This window comes from Streptomyces sp. NPDC039480 (assembly GCF_055597165.1).
The window spans coordinates 443,604-460,587 of the sequence record NZ_JBVITX010000005.1; the positions used below are offsets into that span (position 1 = coordinate 443,604).

At 70.7% G+C, this 16,984-nt stretch carries 17 protein-coding genes; 6 read left to right on the forward strand and 11 right to left on the reverse strand.

Translation table 11 applies throughout. The annotated features are described in order from the left end of the window. Positions 1 to 3 precede the first annotated feature (3 nt). The gene (locus tag ACZ56E_RS18900; RefSeq protein WP_471215450.1) at positions 4 to 432 is read right to left on the reverse strand and encodes a VOC family protein; all 429 of its coding nucleotides are present in this window, start codon (positions 430 to 432) and stop codon (positions 4 to 6) included. Between the two features lie 136 nt (positions 433 to 568). Here ACZ56E_RS18900 and ACZ56E_RS18905 point away from each other — a divergent pair, with 136 nt between their 5' ends. Then, complete coding sequence (locus ACZ56E_RS18905; protein ID WP_471215452.1) at positions 569 to 1,168, forward strand: TetR/AcrR family transcriptional regulator; 600 nt, start codon at positions 569 to 571, stop codon at positions 1,166 to 1,168. A 32-nt stretch (positions 1,169 to 1,200) separates the two neighbouring features. On the opposite strand, the gene ACZ56E_RS18910 is transcribed toward ACZ56E_RS18905, so the two are convergent. Further along, positions 1,201 to 2,394: a helix-turn-helix domain-containing protein gene (locus tag ACZ56E_RS18910; RefSeq protein WP_471215454.1), complete on the reverse strand. Its 1,194-nt coding sequence runs from the start codon at positions 2,392 to 2,394 to the stop codon at positions 1,201 to 1,203. Between the two features lie 144 nt (positions 2,395 to 2,538). On the opposite strand from ACZ56E_RS18910, the gene ACZ56E_RS18915 reads away from it, so the two are divergent. After that, on the forward strand, positions 2,539 to 2,835 hold the full coding sequence (locus ACZ56E_RS18915) for a hypothetical protein (protein WP_471215457.1): 297 nt from the start codon (positions 2,539 to 2,541) through the stop codon (positions 2,833 to 2,835). A gap of 596 nt (positions 2,836 to 3,431) precedes the next feature. Here the strand turns inward: ACZ56E_RS18915 and ACZ56E_RS18920 are convergent. Both ACZ56E_RS18920 and glnA read right to left on the reverse strand, forming a co-directional pair. Then, on the reverse strand, positions 3,432 to 4,298 hold the full coding sequence (locus ACZ56E_RS18920; protein WP_471215459.1) for a hypothetical protein: 867 nt from the start codon (positions 4,296 to 4,298) through the stop codon (positions 3,432 to 3,434). A gap of 499 nt (positions 4,299 to 4,797) precedes the next feature. Beyond that, positions 4,798 to 6,207 (reverse strand): type I glutamate--ammonia ligase, encoded by a 1,410-nt coding sequence (gene glnA, locus ACZ56E_RS18925; protein WP_398298442.1) that lies wholly within the window; start codon positions 6,205 to 6,207, stop codon positions 4,798 to 4,800. 281 nt (positions 6,208 to 6,488) lie between these two features. On the opposite strand from glnA, the gene ACZ56E_RS18930 reads away from it, so the two are divergent. Continuing rightward, entirely contained in the window at positions 6,489 to 6,956 is a 468-nt protein-coding gene (locus ACZ56E_RS18930; protein ID WP_468600295.1) for an RDD family protein, read from the forward strand. A gap of 146 nt (positions 6,957 to 7,102) precedes the next feature. On the opposite strand, the gene ACZ56E_RS18935 is transcribed toward ACZ56E_RS18930, so the two are convergent. The 4 genes from ACZ56E_RS18935 to lipB all read right to left on the reverse strand — a co-directional run bounded on the left by ACZ56E_RS18935 (position 7,103) and on the right by lipB (position 10,283). After that, entirely contained in the window at positions 7,103 to 7,810 is a 708-nt protein-coding gene (locus tag ACZ56E_RS18935; RefSeq protein ID WP_468600293.1) for a DUF4191 domain-containing protein, read from the reverse strand. Between the two features lie 30 nt (positions 7,811 to 7,840). After that, positions 7,841 to 8,047 (reverse strand): SCO2195 family GlnR-regulated protein, encoded by a 207-nt coding sequence (locus ACZ56E_RS18940; protein WP_365367177.1) that lies wholly within the window; start codon positions 8,045 to 8,047, stop codon positions 7,841 to 7,843. 331 nt (positions 8,048 to 8,378) lie between these two features. After that, positions 8,379 to 9,344, reverse strand: coding sequence for a lipoyl synthase (locus tag ACZ56E_RS18945; RefSeq protein ID WP_471215462.1), 966 nt, complete (start codon positions 9,342 to 9,344; stop codon positions 8,379 to 8,381). A gap of 141 nt (positions 9,345 to 9,485) precedes the next feature. Beyond that, positions 9,486 to 10,283 carry a lipoyl(octanoyl) transferase LipB gene (lipB, locus tag ACZ56E_RS18950; protein WP_468600291.1) on the reverse strand — a complete coding sequence of 266 codons (798 nt, stop codon included), beginning with the start codon at positions 10,281 to 10,283 and terminating at the stop codon, positions 9,486 to 9,488. 217 nt (positions 10,284 to 10,500) lie between these two features. On the opposite strand from lipB, the gene ACZ56E_RS18955 reads away from it, so the two are divergent. Further along, positions 10,501 to 11,946 carry a regulator gene (locus ACZ56E_RS18955; RefSeq protein WP_471215464.1) on the forward strand — a complete coding sequence of 482 codons (1,446 nt, stop codon included), beginning with the start codon at positions 10,501 to 10,503 and terminating at the stop codon, positions 11,944 to 11,946. Between the two features lie 72 nt (positions 11,947 to 12,018). Here the strand turns inward: ACZ56E_RS18955 and ACZ56E_RS18960 are convergent, their stop codons facing one another. Both ACZ56E_RS18960 and ACZ56E_RS18965 read right to left on the reverse strand, forming a co-directional pair. Continuing rightward, positions 12,019 to 13,305, reverse strand: coding sequence for an NAD(P)/FAD-dependent oxidoreductase (locus ACZ56E_RS18960; RefSeq protein WP_471215466.1), 1,287 nt, complete (start codon positions 13,303 to 13,305; stop codon positions 12,019 to 12,021). Positions 13,306 to 13,567: 262 nt separating this feature from the next. Next, positions 13,568 to 14,473 carry a TIGR01777 family oxidoreductase gene (locus ACZ56E_RS18965; protein ID WP_471215468.1) on the reverse strand — a complete coding sequence of 302 codons (906 nt, stop codon included), beginning with the start codon at positions 14,471 to 14,473 and terminating at the stop codon, positions 13,568 to 13,570. Positions 14,474 to 14,560: 87 nt separating this feature from the next. Here ACZ56E_RS18965 and ACZ56E_RS18970 point away from each other — a divergent pair, with 87 nt between their 5' ends. After that, entirely contained in the window at positions 14,561 to 15,049 is a 489-nt protein-coding gene (locus ACZ56E_RS18970; RefSeq protein ID WP_468600283.1) for a GNAT family N-acetyltransferase, read from the forward strand. Between the two features lie 65 nt (positions 15,050 to 15,114). After that, complete coding sequence (locus ACZ56E_RS18975; protein ID WP_471215471.1) at positions 15,115 to 16,248, forward strand: PP2C family protein-serine/threonine phosphatase; 1,134 nt, start codon at positions 15,115 to 15,117, stop codon at positions 16,246 to 16,248. A 3-nt stretch (positions 16,249 to 16,251) separates the two neighbouring features. Here the strand turns inward: ACZ56E_RS18975 and ACZ56E_RS18980 are convergent, their stop codons facing one another. Continuing rightward, the gene (locus tag ACZ56E_RS18980) at positions 16,252 to 16,884 is read right to left on the reverse strand and encodes a TetR family transcriptional regulator (protein WP_471215473.1); all 633 of its coding nucleotides are present in this window, start codon (positions 16,882 to 16,884) and stop codon (positions 16,252 to 16,254) included. Positions 16,885 to 16,984: the final 100 nt, after the last annotated feature.

The window sequence follows — 16,984 nt, forward strand, 5'->3', positions numbered from 1 at the left end:
CCCCTACGGAACGCGATACTGGTCGGCGTACTCCTCCCCGGCCGGGACGACGGTGATGACGTCGATCAACACCCCGTCGGGAGCGGCAACGATGAAGTGCCGCTGCCCGAACTCCTCGGTACGCAGCGGCAGTACCTCCCTCAGCCCCGCCTCGACGACGAGCCGCTGATACTCGGAATCCACATCATCCACTTCGAAGTTGAGCAGCAGCCCACCCTGAAGCGCGGCTCGATGCCCCTCAGGGACGGTCGGATGCCCGGACTCCAGAAGAGCCAGCTCGTACTGCGGAGCATCGGCACGACGCAGACTGACGTACCAGTCCGCCTCGAAGGTCACCTCGAACCCGAGGTGACGGGTGTAGAAGTCCCGGGCGGCGGCGACGTCCAGAGTCGCGAGCACCGGATAAAACCCGCTGAGCTTGGCAGTGGCCATGGCTGCACATCCATTCATCGCCGAAAACACCTCATCCTCACATACCCGAGGTATGCGAACGTTGGCCGTTAGCATACCCCCGGTACGCGAAATGAGAAGGGGCCAGTACGCCCGAGACGAAAGGACGGTGTGCGCGATGCCGATCACCAGGGCGGAGCAACGGGCGGCCACGCGGCGGGCGCTGCTGGCCGAGGGGCGCCGCCGGTTCGCGGCGGACGGCTACCACCAGGTGGTCCTGGCCGAAGTGGCGCGGGCCGCCGGGGTCACCAAGGGGGCCGCTTACCACCACTTCGACAGCAAGGAGGGCCTGTTCCGGGCCGTCGTCGCCGAGGTCCAGCAGGAACTGGGCGAGCGGGTCGCGACGGCGGCCGAGCGCCACGAGGACCTCTGGGAACAGTTCAGGGCCGGCTGCCGGGAGTTCCTCGCCGCGGGGACGGACCCGGCGGTACGCCAGATCCTGCTGGTCGACGGTCCGGCGGTGCTGGGCTGGGACGAATGGCGAACCCTGGACGAACAGTCCTCGGCCCGCCACCTCGCAGAGGCACTGACAGCCCTCACCACAGCCGGCCTGATCGCCCCCGACCAGCCGGTGGAACCCCTGACCCGCCTCCTCTCAGGAGCAATGAACGAGGCGGCCCTCTGGATCGCCAGAGGCGGCACGCTCCAAGCGGCGGAGCAGACACTGGACCGCCTACTGGCGGGCCTCCGCACCGATCCGCCCGCGCCGACATCCTGAGGCCACGCAGACCACACGAACCTGGGGCAACGCTAGAGGCACACGCCCTCGTACGCCTCGCGCAATTCCCGCGCCTCGGGAAGCCGGCGCGCCTCGACGGCCCGGACGATCTCAAGGACCCGCCAGTGATTCGCAGGCAGAAGACGCCCGGAAGAGATCGCTCTTGTGGCCGCGTCGGTGGCCTCATCGAGTCGGCCGAGGGACAGCAACGTGAGCGCGAGGTCGAGATGAGCGGTGACGATGCGGCGAGGCCACGCGGCCGAATCGGTGCCGGGGGGCAGGTGGCCGATCACCTCGCGCGCGGGCGCCTCGGCAGCGGGATCACCGATCCACGCCAAGGTGGTCGCCGCGTACGACGTCGCCTTGTCGGGGTCGTACTGGAAATGGTGCTCGGGCCGTGCCCTCATGACCATGGTCGACGCGAGCCGTTGCACGCGCTCTATGGCGCCGTACGCCGCTGCCTTCTCCCCGAGTCGTGCGCGTGCCCGCCCCTCCTGCGCCGTCGCCTGGACCGCGACGGAGCCGCCGCGAGGAGCAATGCCCTGGGCGGCTCGGGACAACTCGACGGCTCGCTGATAGTCACCTGCGGTGAGGGCTCGCCACGCCTGGGTCTCGTACGCCCAGGCGCGGATCTCCGGGTGCTCCGCGTGCTGGGCGAGCAAGGCCGCAGTGCGGAGCCTGGACGTGGCGGCGCCACCCTCTCTGAGATCGACGTGAAGGGTCGCGGCGAGCAAGGAGAGCCACCCGCCGAGGACGAGTAGACGGCGGTGTTCGCCGAGTGTCGTCCGCTCGTCCAGGAGTTTGGTCACGTACGCGGAGTGCCGGCGTACGTCGCGCAGGAGAGCGGACGGTCGAGCCGTCTGGTACGCCACGGCCATCCCGTCGAACGCCGCTTCCAGACGCTCCAAGGTCTCCGCGCCGACATCGCTCGCCTCTACGCGGCGCGCGAGTTCCACGGCCTCCAAGTCGTCGTCCGAGGCGACCCCTTCGCCTGGCGGCGGCTGCACCGGGCTGCTCCTCACCGGCCCACTGACCAGCGCTGCCAGCGTGCCCTCTGCCTCCACGAGCTGATCGAGGCCGCGTGCCAGGTTCACGGAGGGTGCTTGCTTTCCGCTCAACACGCGGGACAGGTACGCGGGGTCGAAGTTGAGCGCACGGGCGGCTCGGCGCATCGACATTCCCCGTTCCGCGAGAGCGGCGCGGGCGCGGGTGGCGAACTCGGTCATGGGCTGCCTCCATATGAAGCGTTGACCGGACTGTCCACGGTAGTCAACGCCAGGCAACTCCTCTCCGGCGCGCGGCTGTCGAAGTATCGACCGATAGAGGACCCCGGCGACTGTGCGACCGGCCCCGGGGTGTGGCCGATCTGAATGGAACAGACCGACATGACGGACGACATCCGCACCCGCCCCCGCACCCCCAGCACAGACGGAACGGCGCCCGAGAGCACAGAGCGGTGCACCATCGGCACGCTGGTCATCGACACCGCGAGCCAGCGCCTCGGACGCGTGATGGGACACGAAGGCCCCTACGTCCAGCTCCGCCCTCCGAGCGGCGGACGCGAGTGGGACGCAGACCCCGCGAGTGTCCGCCCCGCCGCCGAGGACGAGATCCTGCGCGTGAGCGTGGCCGCAGTGACCGGGACGCAGCAGGACCGGACACCGTGACCTCCCCGTCCGAGGTGCCTCCGCTTCCCGATCCGAAGACGTTGAGCAATCTCCAACTGACGGAACAGGCCTGCGCACTATGCGGCACACGCCTGTTCCACGACCGCCTGCTCGGCACCGTCACGTACCGGGACCACCTCGGCAGAAACTCCACCGCCCAACTGTGGGCGTGCGCCCCGGAGTGCCGTACCTTGCGCCGAATATCCTGACCTGCGCAGATGCCTCGCCGCTGGGTGCCTTGCTGCACAACGGGTGCACGGGACGACTGTCAGGTGGAGCGGGTGGAGCCGCTACGCCCCTTGCGGCTGCGGTGGTGTGGCCGGCGGTATCTCCCAGCGACTCGGGGTTGTCGCACGGCTGCCCCGGCGGTACGGCGGCGGTGCTCCAGGACGGCAATCCACCATGCCAGTCGATCACTGGACTTTTCTGGGATGAGCAGCCGAAGGGCCCGGAGGCAGAAGTAGGCCAGGGCAGTGAATGCGACCACCAGGCAGGCTGCCCACCAAGGCAGGCCAGTGCCCACGGCCCCAAGGATCTCGATCACGACGTGAGTGCTTTCTGTCGACAGCGCAGAGGGACGAAGGACGTACGGCTGACTAGGCACGTCGCGAGCGAAGGCGGAGTGTGGCGCTTCCGAGCGTGATGGCGAGATCGTCGTGTGCCGACACCGTCCTAGCCCCGGGAATGCCGATGATCGGATCAGTCATTGCCGCGGCCAGGTCGTCTGGATAGGGGTATGAGTCCCATCGCAGCTCCCAGCTGTCACCGGCACCTTGTAGGTTCCGGTCTTCACCGAGGCTGCGGTCGTTGTCGAGCCAGCCGGGGCGCCGCAGGGGGTCATGGAACCAGTTGCCGATGGCCCACCCGCGGTGAGGGTCTCGTGCTGAGATGCGGCAGAAGACGCCAGCCAGAAGACACTGTGCGTGCTCAGTCATGGGAGGCACGCCGGCCAACTGTTCGCGTTCGTCAGGGGTGAGCGGAGCGTCCACGGTGAAGAAGTCGACGTAGGACTTACTTTGTGCGCCGACAGGCTTTCCTGAGGGATTATTCGTGACTACGAACTGGGCGTTGGTAGGCAGATGGCCCATGACATAGGTGCCGTACCCACGGAGCTCCTCAACCCTCAGGCCCGGCAACCCGCCTACCCCATTCGGCTTCGGGAGCAGGTAGCCCACCACGTTATGGGGCACTTTAGTGATGAGCACCATGCGATGGAATCGTGGAGACGCAGTGATGGTGTACGTGGAGAGGGCAGCCATGTGCCACCCGGCGGGAGTGCTGTAGTCATACCCGCGATTCAGCAAGCCGAGCGCGAGCAGTGCACGTAGTTTTCGTTGCCCTGGAGCACAGGCATCCAGCCCTGCGGAGTGGTCGCGGGCGATGCCTGCTTTGGCTGCGTCGAACCCCTCGCCGGTGTACAGCGAACGAGTACGCGCCGCCATTTTTCGCTGGCTTTCGGGCATGCTTCACCTCACCGCTGCCCGGTCAGCGCATCAGGGCCACATACCGTGTGAAACCAAGCTTCGTCTGCTGTTTCGCGGAGTAGGTGCTCCACACCCTGCACAGCTTCTGTGAGTACCGGGCTCACATACTTCTGCTGGCCAACCGGGCCTCCGCGGACCGGCATTCGCTCGCACTGTACCTGATGTCTGCCTATTTCCGTGTTGAGTTGTAGGGGAGCCCTCACGTGTGGAGGTGGAGAGAAGGGCTGATGGGCGCTTGATGACGTGCCTCGGTGTGCATGCCCTCGACCGGAAGGCTCTGGCAGGACCGCACCGCCCGCGTCGGCACCTCGCCAGAGGCACGCTGAAGCGTTGCCAACCCAGTGAGGGCCGTTACCCGAATCCGGGTAACGGCCCTCACTGGTCAAATCTGAACCACATAGGGAACTGGCTGGGCGGTGCACAAGCGGTGCACGAGGCGGTGGGAAACAGCCGGGAACCAGTCAGTCGATCCCGCGGCTTAGATGTCGAAGTAAAGCTCGAACTCGTGCGGGTGCGGGCGGAGCTGGATCGGGGCGATTTCGTTCGTGCGCTTGTAGTCGATCCACGTCTCGATCAGGTCGGACGTGAAGACGCCGCCCGCCTGGAGGTACTCGTTGTCCGCCTCGAGGGCGTCGAGGACCGCGGGGAGGGAGGTCGGGACCTGGGGGACGCCCGCGTGCTCCTCGGGGGCGAGCTCGTACAGGTCCTTGTCGATCGGCTCGGCCGGCTCGATCTTGTTCTTGACGCCGTCGAGGCCCGCCAGGAGCAGCGCCGAGAAGGCGAGGTACGGGTTCGAGGACGGGTCCGGCGCGCGGAACTCGACGCGCTTGGCCTTCGGGTTCGAGCCCGTGATCGGGATACGCATGGCCGCCGAGCGGTTGCGCTGCGAGTAGACCAGGTTGACCGGGGCCTCGAAGCCGGGGACCAGGCGGTGGTACGAGTTGACCGTCGGGTTCGTGAAGGCCAGCAGCGACGGGGCGTGCTTGAGGATGCCGCCGATGTAGTAGCGGGCGGTGTCCGACAGGCCCGCGTAACCCTGCTCGTCGTAGAAGAGCGGGTCGCCGTTCGACCACAGGGACTGGTGGACGTGCATGCCCGAACCGTTGTCGCCGAAGATCGGCTTCGGCATGAACGTCGCGGTCTTCTCGTTGCGCCAGGCGACGTTCTTCACGATGTACTTGAAGAGCATCAGGTCGTCGGCCGCGGCGAGCAGCGTGTTGAACTTGTAGTTGATCTCGGCCTGGCCGGCCGTGCCCACCTCGTGGTGCTGGCGCTCGACCTGGAGGCCGTTCTTGTCCAGCTCGAGGGAGATCTCGGCGCGCAGGTCCGCGAAGTGGTCGACCGGCGGGGCCGGGAAGTAACCACCCTTGTAGCGGACCTTGTAGCCGCGGTTGTTCTCGACCGCACCGGTGTTCCAGGCGCCGGCCTCGGAGTCGATGTGGTAGAAGCTCTCGTTCGCCGACGTCTGGAAGCGGACGTTGTCGAAGACGTAGAACTCGGCCTCCGGGCCGAAGTACGCCGTGTCGGCGATGCCGGTCGAGGCGAGGTACGCCTCCGCCTTCTTCGCCACGTTCCGCGGGTCACGGCTGTACTGCTCGCCCGTGATCGGGTCGTGGATGAAGAAGTTGATGTTGACGGTCTTGTCGCGGCGGAAGGGGTCCACGCGGGCCGTCGACAGGTCGGCGCGCAGCGCCATGTCGGACTCGTGGATGGCCTGGAAGCCACGGATCGACGAACCGTCGAAGGCCAGCTCCTCGTCCGGGTCGAACGCCGCCGCCGGGATCGTGAAGTGCTGCATCACACCGGGCAGGTCGCAGAAGCGGACGTCGATGAACTTGACGTCCTCGTCCGCGATGAACTTCTTCGCGTCGTCGGCGTTCTGGAACAACATCCAACTCCTCCTACTCCCGCCCGGGGCGGGACGGGGTTGCAGCTCGGGTTGCAGCTCGTCGTGCGGCCAGTGCGGTGGCACACGCTGGGACCCGACCATAAGGACGGGGGATTTCTCAAGCATGACCCATTTGTTTCGTCGAAGTTAACCGGAGGACGGGCGATACGCGACAGGCCCAGCCCTGTGTCCGGCGTATGCGGTCTTGCGTTCGACCCCGCCCACCCCCGTGGAACACCCCGCCCACCCCCGTGGAACAAGGGGCGCAGTACCTTTGACGGGTGGACAAGAGGCAAGCAATCGGATCGTGGCTGTCCGGCCCCCGCGCGGCCGCCGAGGAAGCCGGTGTCGACTTCGGATACCGGGGTCAGCAACTCGGCCTGCCCGAGGAGGGACCGGGGTCGATCGCCCGTCCCGGCCGCCGCATGGGCGCCATCGCCGTCGACTGGGGCCTGTGCATGCTCATCGCATACGGTCTGTTCGCCGGCGGTGACCAGCAGGCGCTGGGCAACTGGGCCCTCGGGATCTTCTTCGTCATGAGCGTGCTGACCGTCGCCACGGTCGGCTGCACGCCGGGCAAGGCCCTCTTCCGGCTCCGCGTCATCGCCGAGAGCGGCGGGCGCCTCGCTCCCGGCTGGGCCCTCGTCCGCGGCATCCTGCTCTGCCTCGTCATCCCCGCCCTGATCTGGGACCGCGACGGCCGCGGCCTCCACGACCGCCTCTCCCGCGCCATCCAGATCCGGATCTGATCCCGGGATCTGCCGAGATCTGACCCCGGCGCCAGCCGTCGAACGCACGAAGAAGGCCCCGGAACCCATGGTTCCGGGGCCTTCCTGCAATGCAAGACGCAAGACGCGAGACGCAAGGCGCGCGTAAGCGAGAAGAAAAGCGCTCGCTACTTCATCTTCGGGCCGCCACGAGGCATCCGCATGCCCTTCGGCATGGGCCCCTTCGGCAACGGCATATTGGACATGAGGTCACCCATCGCCCGCAAGCGGTCATTCGTCGCGGTGACCTGCGGGCCCGTGAGGACACGCGGCAGCTTCAGGAGCGTCGTGCGCAGCTTCTTCAGCGAGACCGTGCCCTCGGTGGTGCCGACGATGACGTCGTGCACCGGGACGTCCGCCACGATGCGGGCCATCTTCCGCTTCTCGGCGGCCAGCAGGCCCTTCACGCGGTTCGGGTTGCCCTCCGCGACCAGGACGATGCCGGCCTTGCCGACGGTGCGGTGCACCACGTCCTGGCTGCGGTTCATCGCGACCGCGGGGGTCGTCGTCCAGCCGCGGCCGATCTTGTCGAGCACCGCGGCCGCCGCACCGGGCTGGCCCTCCATCTGCCCGAAGGCGGCGCGCTCGGCCCTGCGTCCGAAGACGATCGCCATCGCGAGGAAGGCGAGCAGGAAGCCGAGAATGCCCAGGTAGATCGGGTGACCCACCCAGAAGCCGATCGCGAGGAAGACGCCAAAGACGACGATTCCCACAGCCGCGATGATGAGACCGATCTTGGAGTCGGCCCGCCGGGTCATCTTGTAGGTCAGAGCGATCTGCTTGAGTCGCCCTGGCTCCGCGGCCGCATCCGCCGCGGTGGTTTCCTTCCTCGCCATGCCGAGAAGTCTACGTGGCCCCGGAGGCAACTACGACGTGCGGGTTGTCGTCACGGTCTCTTCGAGTACCCGCAGTGCCTCGACCCGGTCCTTGGCGCGGCGCCGGTCCTCCAGGACGGAGGTCCAGGCGTTGCGCCGTGCGGTGCGCTGGCCGCCGCTCATCAGCAGCGACTCGACGGCGCGCAGGGCGGTGGAGACGGACGGGATGGCGGTGGCGCGAACGGGCGCGGCCTGCATGATGGGGCCCTCCTGGGGAGCGGCTCGGGTGGGGGGAGCGGCTGTGGATGAGGCTGGGCTACGGGTGAAGCTGAGTTACGGGGGTGAAGCTGGGCCATGGGTAAGGCTGTACGTGCGGTAGTACCAGGGTCACTGATTGGTGTTACCAGGACGTGACCGACCGGTCAAACGCCGATGAAACCTTGATACGGGGGCCCAAAACACTGACGCGGCCCATACGGTCCCGTTCACCTGCGGGGATCGTATGGGCCGCGTCATTACGGCCAGTACCGGGCGGTATTCGCTTGTGCGCCGATTCACACAGTCGGTGCGTGCCCGGCATGTGCCGGTGTCACACCGCCTGCGAAGCCACGTACGAACCGCGCTTCTCGATCGCCATCTGGTACAGGCGGCCCGCGCGGTACGAGGAGCGGACCAGCGGGCCGGACATCACACCGGAGAAGCCGATCTGCTCGGCCTCCTCCTTCAGCTCCACGAACTCGGCGGGCTTCACCCAGCGCTCCACGGGGTGGTGGCGCGGCGTGGGGCGCAGGTACTGCGTGATGGTGACGAGCTCGGTGCCCGCCTCGTGCAGCTGGCGCAGCGCCTCGCTGACCTCTTCGCGGGTCTCGCCCATGCCCAGGATCAGGTTGGACTTGGTGACCAGGCCGGCCTCGCGGGCCTTCGTGATGACCTCGAGGGACCGCTCGTAACGGAAGCCGGGGCGGATGCGCTTGAAGATGCGCGGCACCGTCTCGACGTTGTGCCCGAGGACCTCCGGGCGCGACGAGAAGACCTCGGCGAGCTGGTCGGGGTCGGCGTTGAAGTCGGGGATGAGGAGCTCGACCTTGGTGTAGCCCTCGGCGCGCTCCGCCGTCATGGCGTGGATCTGGCGCACCGTCTCGGCGTACAGCCAGGCGCCGCCGTCGTCCAGGTCGTCGCGGGCGACGCCGGTGATCGTGGCGTAGTTCAGGTCCATCGTGACGACGGACTCGCCGACGCGGCGCGGCTCGTCGCGGTCGAGGGCCTGCGGCTTGCCGGTGTCGATCTGGCAGAAGTCACAGCGCCGCGTGCACTGGTCGCCGCCGATGAGGAACGTGGCCTCGCGGTCTTCCCAGCACTCGTAGATGTTCGGACAGCCCGCCTCCTGGCAGACCGTGTGCAGGCCCTCGCTCTTCACGAGTTTCTGCAGGGCGTTGTACTCGGGGCCCATCTTCGCCCGGGTCTTGATCCACTCGGGCTTGCGCTCAATGGGGGTCTGGGCGTTCCGGACCTCCAGGCGCAGCATCTTGCGTCCGTCGGGTGCGACTGCGGACACATCGGCTCCCTGTAGCTTCGATTCTTCGGCGTCCACCAGGGTACGCCCGTGATGTCGTTGGGCTTACTACCGGCCAACCTCTGGCCAACGGGGTGCATTCCCCGAGCCCCGGGGGTGGCCCCCATGCGGAGCGGGTTGCCCCTAGGCGGAGGCGGGCTCCACGGCCCGCGGCTTCAGCTCCGCGTTCTCCAGGACGTCCCGCAGATGCCGCTCGGCGACCGGCAGCACGTCGGCGATGGTGATCTCGCGGTCCAGCTCGTACGCGAGGGACGTCACGCCCGCGTCCCTGATGCCGCACGGGATGATCCGGTCGAACCACGTGTTGTCCGGGTTCACGTTCAGCGAGAAGCCGTGCATCGTGACGCCCTTGGCGACCCGGATGCCGATCGCCGCGATCTTGCGGTCCTCGCGGCGCTGGCCCGCGTTGGACGGGGCGTACTCCGGGCCGTTGAACCGGGCGTCGAACTCGTCGTCCTGGAGGCGCGGGTCGAAGTCGAGGGAGAGCCCGCCGAGCGCGGGGCGCTGCTCCACCGGGTCGCCGAGGACCCACACGCCGCTGCGGCCCTCCACGCGCGTGGTCTCCAGACCGAACTCCGCGCACGTCCGGATCAGCGCCTCTTCCAGGCGGCGCACGTGCGCCACGACGTCCACCGGGCGCGGCAGCTTCTGGATCGGATACCCCACCAGCTGGCCGGGGCCGTGCCAGGTGATCTTGCCGCCGCGGTCCACGTCGATGACGGGGGTGCCGTCCAGCGGGCGCTCGCTGTCCTCGGTGCGGCGGCCCGCGGTGTAGACCGGCGGGTGCTCCAGGAGCAGGCAGGTGTCCGGGACCTCGTCGGCGAAGCGGGCGGCGTGCACACGGCGCTGCTCGTCCCACGCCTCCTGGTACTCCACGGAGTCCGGGCCGAAGCCCAGCCGGACGAACCGAAACTCACTCACGGCAGGTGCCTCCCTGAACGTTCATCGTGCACATATCGCGCCCCTGCCACTGTACGGGCCCCCTCCGCCGGCAACCTCGGCCCGGGTTCCTCACACGATCGGATGAATGCCCGGAGAAGGCGCTTCCGCGGGCTGTGATGGCCGTTACATTCACGCCGTTCACGAGGCCATAAGGGCTGCTCAAGGCAGGCCCGAAAGGCAGGAGACCGCACAGCCGATGACGGAACGACCCCCGCAGCGCACTCCCAACCGCCAGCTAGCCGCGCTCATCTCGGAAGCCGGATTCTCCAATGCGGGCCTCGCCCGCCGCGTCGACCAACTGGGTCTCGAGCACGGCCTGGACCTGCGGTACGACAAGACGTCCGTGACCCGCTGGCTCCGCGGTCAGCAGCCCAGGGGCACCACACCCGCGCTGATCGCCGAGGTCTTCACGAGACGGCTCGGCCGGCGCCTGTCCGCCCAGGATCTCGGGCTCGACGCGTGCGCTCCGGTGTACGCGGGGCTCGAGTTCGCGGCCACCCCCGAGGAGGCCGTCGACATCGTCGGCGGACTGTGGCGCAAGGACTCCGGAAGCCACGCGGAGCTACGGAAGATCGCGTTCACCCCGGCCGGGCTCGTGGTGCCGAGCCGGGACTGGCTGATCGGCCGCGCCGACGAACGCGTCGGACGCGGGGACGTCGACCCGTCCCACGCGCGCGTGCCCGCCCAGGGGCGCCCCGCCGTGCCCCGGCAGCGCCAGGGCCCCGAGCGCGGCCCGGGACAGCGGGTCAGCAGCGGCGACATCGCAGCCCTGCGCTCCGTGGGCGAGCTCTTCCGCGCGCTCGACCACGCGTACGGCGGCGGGCACGCCAGGCAGGCCCTGGTCCGCTATCTGGAGCACGAGGCCGAGCCGATGCTGCGCGGCGTCTACGGCGAACAGGCCGGGCGGCGGCTCTTCGCGGCCGCCGCCGACCTGACCCGCCTCGCAGGCTGGACGTCGTACGACATCGCGGCCCACGGCCTCGCCCAGCGGTACTACGTCCAGGCGCTGCGCCTGGCGCAGGCCGCGGGCGACCGGGCGTACGGCTCGTACGTCCTGGTCACGATGAGCCGCCAGGCCGTCTACCTCGGCCACGGGCGCGAGGCCGTGCAGCTCGCACGGGTCGCCCAGCAGGGCGTCGGCTCCGCGGCGCCGCACGTCGTGCAGGCCCTGCTGTACGCCGCGGAGGCGCGCGGGCACGGCGTGCTCGGCGAGGTGCGGGCCTGCACCGCGGCGCTCGGGCGGGCCGAGCGGTCCCTCGAGGCGGCGCGGCCCGGCGACGAGGTGCCGCACTGGGCGCGGTTCTTCGACGAGGCGCAGCTCGCGGACGAGCTGGGGCACAGCTACCGCGACCTCCAGCAGTACCGCGCGGCGGCGCAGTACGCCGAGCGCTCCCTCCAGTTGCGCGCCCCCGCCTTCGCGCGCAGTCGGCTGTTCTGCCGGGTCGTCCTCGCCACCGCGCGGCTCGGCCTCGGCGAGCTGGAGGTGGCCTGCCAGCTGGGTGCCGAGGCCGCGCAGGCCGCGGGCGAGATGCGGTCCGCGCGGGCGCACGAGTACGTACGCGAATTCGAACGCCGTCTTGAGCCCTACCGGGACGCGGCCCCGGTGCGGGGATACCGGGACAAGGTCGCGGCGCTGGGCTGAGGCGCACGGGGAGAAGCCCCCGCGTGGGGGGCGCGGGGGCTTCCGGGGGAGCGGGACCGGAGATCGGAGGGGTCAGGCGGCGGTGGGCAGGGGCTCCTGGGCGTACGAGGAGGAGATGCCGAAGTCGGCGAGGACGGCGTGGGCCGCGCGCCGCCCCGAGTGCAGGGCGCCCTGCACGGTGCTGGTGTCCCGGTGGTCGCCGCAGACGTAGAGCCCCGAGAGCAGCCGCACCGGGCGCCGCACGTCGTGCGGGGGCGGCATCGCGGGCACGGCCTCGCGGGTGTGGTGGACGGCGAGCGTCTCCCAGCGGTCGGTCGGCGTCCCGTACAGCGTGGCGAGATGCGCGCGGACGGCGGACTCGTCCGGCGGCGGGCCGAGGACCGTCGAGGAGATGAGCACGCGGTCGGCGGGCGCGCGCGACGGGTCGACCCGGCTGACGACCGCGGTGTGGGCGACCGGGCCCGCCCGGTCCGCGTCCAGGAGCAGCGCGGGCCCGTCGAGCGGCGGTTCGGGTGCCGTGTGGTGGACCACCGTGACCTCGTGGAAGGGCGGCACGCGCAGGCCGGGGAGGAGGTCGGCGGCGGCGCGTGCGTCGGTGGCGAGCAGGACGGCGCGGCAGGCGATCTCGCCGTGCTCGGCGGTCCTGACGGAGCTCGTGGAGACCGAGGTGACGCGGACGCCGGTGCGGACCACGCCGGTCGGCAGGGCCGTGGCGAGGAGCTCGGGCAGGACGTCCGCGCCGCCCTCCGGCAGGCAGAGGCGGCCGCGGGCGAAGGCGTGCAGGGTGAGGTCCGCGCACCGGCTCGACGTGGTCAGGCCCGGGTCGCAGAGGAGCGCGGAGAGCAGCGGGCGCAGGAAGCCGTCGACGGTGCGGGCGGGCAGCCCGCGGGCGGACAGGGCGGCCGCCGCCGGGAGTTCGGGCCGGGCCAGGAGGCGCTCGACAGGGGTCGCGGCGATACGGGCGAGGGCGGCGCCGAGCCGGGCCTGGTCCAGGGGGGCGCTCGTCAGGGCGCGCGCCGCCGTGAGTGCGCCCCTTGCGCTCCGTCCGGGCAGCCGCTCGGCGACGCGGTGCCTGCGGCCCTCGCTGTGCACGAGGAGGCCGGGCGCGAAGGGACGCAGGACGAGGGAGTCGAGTCCCGGGGTCCTGCGCAGTTCCGGATACGACGTGGTGAGGAGCTGGCCGATTCTGTCGAGCCGGAACCCGTCGACCTTCTCGGTCGCCATCCGGCCGCCGACGTAAGGAGCGGCCTCCAGGACAACGGTCGTTACACCGGCGCTGGTCAGCCGGTGTGCTGCCGAGAGTCCGGCGGCCCCGGCTCCCACGATGACGACATCCGCATGGTGCGCATGCTCTGGCACGTGCCCCTCCCGAGGTCGCGCGGCTGCTGGGTTGCTGATGCCCCCAACAGGGCTCCGGAATACCCGAGTTCGGCACGAGGGTAGGAGCGGTTCCGGTCAGAAGGAGTCGCGCATCGACCGGGCACGGTCGCACACCGGTCGCACAGTGGTCATGTGGCGGAAGGCGTTCGGTCACTTTCCGTCAGGGGCGTACGCCGGAGGCATCCGCGCCGGGACCCGTCCCGGCGTGGCCGCGGCCGGTCACCGCGGCCGGCCAGGCACCTCACCTCAGCGCCGCCCGGATCGCCTCCTCGATGCCGGGGAACGCGAACGTGAAGCCGGACTCCAGGAGCCGCGTCGGGAGCACCCGCTGGCTGCCGAGGACGTCCCCCGCCATCTCCCCGAGCACCACGCGCAGCGCGGGCGCGGGCGCGGTGAAGAGGGTCGGCCGGTGCAGCACCCGCCCCATCGCCGCCGTCACCTCGCGGTTCGTGCGCGGCTCGGGCGCCGTGAGGTTGAACGGGCCCGACAGTGTCTCCGTGTCGATCAGGTGCCGCAGCGCGGCCACCTCGTCGTGCAGGGAGATGTGGCTCCAGTACTGCCGGCCGTTGCCGAGGCGCCCGCCGAGCCCCGCCTTGAAGAGCGGGAAGAGCCGGCCCCAGGCGCCGCCCCCGCGGCCGACCACGAGGCCGTTGCGGGCGAAGACGGTACGGATGCCCGCCTCCTGGGCCGCGGCCGCGGCGGCCTCCCACTCCACGCACAGCGACGGCAGAAAACCCGTCCCGGCAGGGGCGCTCTCGTCCACCGCCCGCGAGCCGGTGTCTCCGTAGTAGCCGATCGCGCTGGCGTTCACGAACACCCGCGGCGGCTCGTCCAGCGAGGCCACGGCGGCGGCGAGCGTGCCGGTGCCGAGCACCCTGCTGTCCCTGAGCTCCCGCTTGTAGGCGGCCGTCCAGCGGTGGTCCCCGATGCCCGCGCCCGCCAGATTGACGACCGCGGTGCAGCCCACGAGCCCGGCCTTGTCGACGAACCCCTCCTCGGGGTCCCAGCGCACCTCGTCCTTGCCGCGTGGCGCCCTGCGCACCAACCGCACCACGTCGTGCCCGTCGGCGGTCAGGGAGCGCGTGAGCGCCGTACCGATGAGCCCGGAGGCGCCGGTCACGGCGACGCGCGAGTGTGTGGTTTCCATGCGTTCCATCCTGCCCCGGGAAACCGCGCGGGCGCCCGCTCCGCGCGGCCGACGTGGCGCGCGATCCGGCCGCCGTACAGTGGCGCCATGCCGGACATGCACATACGTACCGCACGGCCCGAGGACGACGACGCGCTCGCCCGTCTCGACCGTGCCACCTGGTCCACGCTGCACGCGGTCCAGCCCCGCCCCGAGCCTCCCTACGAGCCCTTCTTCAACGACCGCTTCGGCCCCCGCGACCACCTGGTCGGCGAGGTGGACGGGCGGCTCGTCGGCTATGTGAAGCTCGGCTTCCCCACCCCGCTGCTCGTCAACGCGCACGTGCGCCAGATCCAGGGCTTCGTCGTCGCCGAGGAGGTGCGCGGCCTGGGCGTCGGCAGGCGGCTGCTCCGGGCGGCCATGGACGAGGCCCGCCGCCAGGGCGCGGTGCGCATCACCCTGCGGGTGCTCGCGCACAACACCCCCGCCCGCAAGCTCTACGAGGCGGAGGGCTTCGTCATCGAAGGCGTGCTGCCCGGCGAGTTCCTGCTGGACGGGGCGTACGTCGACGACGTCCTCATGGGCCGCCCCCTCTGACCGGCGCATGACCCGACGGACCTGCCCGGCGTGCGGGGGCGCCGTGCTCGTAGGAGCGTGAAGAGATGATCAGGGCTGCGGCCAGACGGCGAGACGCGGAACAGCGCGACTGGCTGCTGCGCGGCACGCCGCCCCCGCCCTGGGTGCGCTGGCCCCCGCCGCTGCTCCTCCTCGCGATCGTCCTCGTCCAGCTGGTCACCCCGAAGACGGTGGACCTCAGCTTCCTCGTCGCGGCCGTCCCGCCGCTGGCCGCCCTGTCGTACGGGCCCGCCGCCACGGCCCTCGTCGGGGGCGTCGTGGTCCTGCTGCTCTCCCTGCCGGACTTCGGCCTCGGCCACCCGGGCACCAGCGACGCCCTGACGATCACCTTCATCGCGGTGCTCAGCGTGCTCTTCGCCTGGGTGCGCAGCCGCCGCGAGGCCCAGCTCGTGACCGTCCGCACGGTCGCCGAGGCGGCCCAGTTCGCCGTCCTGCCGCCGCTGCCGGAACGGGTCGGCAGGGTGCGGTTCGCGGGCCTGTACCAGGCCGCGGAGCACGAGTCGCTGGTCGGCGGCGACTTCTTCGACGTACGCAGAGGGCCGCATGGGGTGCGCGCCCTCATCGGCGACGTGCGGGGCCACGGGCTGGAGGCGGTCGGCACGGTCGCCGCGCTGCTCGGCGCGTTCCGCGAGGCGGTCATCGACAAGGCGGACCTGGAAGGGGTCGCCGCCCAGCTCGACCGCAGGCTCGTCGTGGACTCCGCGGACCAGGAGCACGCCGAACTGTTCGCGACGGCGGTGCTCCTGGAGTTCCCCGACGACGCCTCCGTCGTACGCGTCGTCTCCTGCGGACATCCGCCGCCCCTGCTGCTGCGCGGCCCCGAGGTCACCGAGCTGGACGTGATCTCCGGCGCGCCGCTCGGCCTTGGCATCGCGGGCGTCGCCCCGCCCGAGGGGCTGACCGTGCCGCTGCTCGCCGGTGACCTGCTGTTCGGCCTGACCGACGGGGTGAGCGAGGCACGGGACGCGGCCGGCGCGTTCTACCCGTTGGACGAACGCCTCACCGCCATGCTCAAGGCGGACCCGGCGCTGCTGGACGACCCGGCGGGGCTCGTGGAGCAGGTGTGGGCGGACGTGGTGCGGTACGCGGGGCGCGTACGGGACGACGTGACGATGATGGTGTTCGCGCCGGGGCCGCTCGACTCCACGCAGCAGGTGTGACGGTCAGCGGTCCCATCCGCCCGTCAGACCCCGCAGGCACCGCGCCGCGAGCTCGGCGGGGGAGCCGGGGCCCGTGACGTCCGCGTCCGACTCCGCCCACATCTCCAGGGCGATCCGGATCGCGTCGGTCGCCGCGGCGGCGGCCACACGGACCTCAAGCGGCCGCGCCCCCTCGCCGGCGAGCTCCGCGACGACGGGCCGCAGCCGTTCCTCCGACTCCTGGTTCACGCGGTACCAGACCGCCCGCAGCGCAGGGTCGTCGGCGGCCGCGCGGAGCAGCCCGCGGACCTGCCGCAGCCCGGCGGCGGCGGTCGCGTCGCGGACGGCGAGCGCCTCGGCGATCGCGCCCCGCAGCGCCTCGGGCAGCGCCACGCCCGGCTCGCTCCCCGCGAGCAGCGCGCGCCACCGTGCCCCGCCGACGGCGAGCAGCGGGCCCACCGCGTCCTGCTTGGTGCGGAAGTACCGGTAGAAGGTGCGCAGCGCGACCCCGGCCCGGCCCGCGATGGCCTCGGCCGTGGTGCCGTCGGGCCCGTGCGCGGTGAAGAGCTCGGCCGCGGCGTGCGCGATCTCCAGCTGGGTGGTCAGCTTGCGGCGCTCCGTGAGGGAGAGGGGCGGGGTCGGCGACTGGTTGCTCACGCGCCGAAGCCTACGCCGACCGCGCCAGATGGGCGCAGGCAGCCAAGGTGGCATAACGTGCCACTTGGGCGTACCGTGCATCGAGAAAGCACGACAGTCG

Coding starts and splice junctions, on each gene's coding strand:
- ACZ56E_RS18920 (WP_471215459.1), bottom strand. CDS start 4,298: ATGCCCGAAAGCCAGCGAAAAATGGCGGCGCGTACTCGTTCGCTGTAC.
- ACZ56E_RS18935 (WP_468600293.1), bottom strand. CDS start 7,810: ATGGCGAGGAAGGAAACCACCGCGGCGGATGCGGCCGCGGAGCCAGGG.
- ACZ56E_RS18900 (WP_471215450.1), bottom strand. CDS start 432: ATGGCCACTGCCAAGCTCAGCGGGTTTTATCCGGTGCTCGCGACTCTG.
- ACZ56E_RS18940 (WP_365367177.1), bottom strand. CDS start 8,047: ATGCAGGCCGCGCCCGTTCGCGCCACCGCCATCCCGTCCGTCTCCACC.
- ACZ56E_RS18910 (WP_471215454.1), bottom strand. CDS start 2,394: ATGACCGAGTTCGCCACCCGCGCCCGCGCCGCTCTCGCGGAACGGGGA.
- ACZ56E_RS18955 (WP_471215464.1), top strand. CDS start 10,501: ATGACGGAACGACCCCCGCAGCGCACTCCCAACCGCCAGCTAGCCGCG.
- ACZ56E_RS18965 (WP_471215468.1), bottom strand. CDS start 14,473: ATGGAAACCACACACTCGCGCGTCGCCGTGACCGGCGCCTCCGGGCTC.
- ACZ56E_RS18970 (WP_468600283.1), top strand. CDS start 14,561: ATGCCGGACATGCACATACGTACCGCACGGCCCGAGGACGACGACGCG.
- ACZ56E_RS18975 (WP_471215471.1), top strand. CDS start 15,115: ATGATCAGGGCTGCGGCCAGACGGCGAGACGCGGAACAGCGCGACTGG.
- ACZ56E_RS18915 (WP_471215457.1), top strand. CDS start 2,539: ATGGAACAGACCGACATGACGGACGACATCCGCACCCGCCCCCGCACC.
- ACZ56E_RS18905 (WP_471215452.1), top strand. CDS start 569: ATGCCGATCACCAGGGCGGAGCAACGGGCGGCCACGCGGCGGGCGCTG.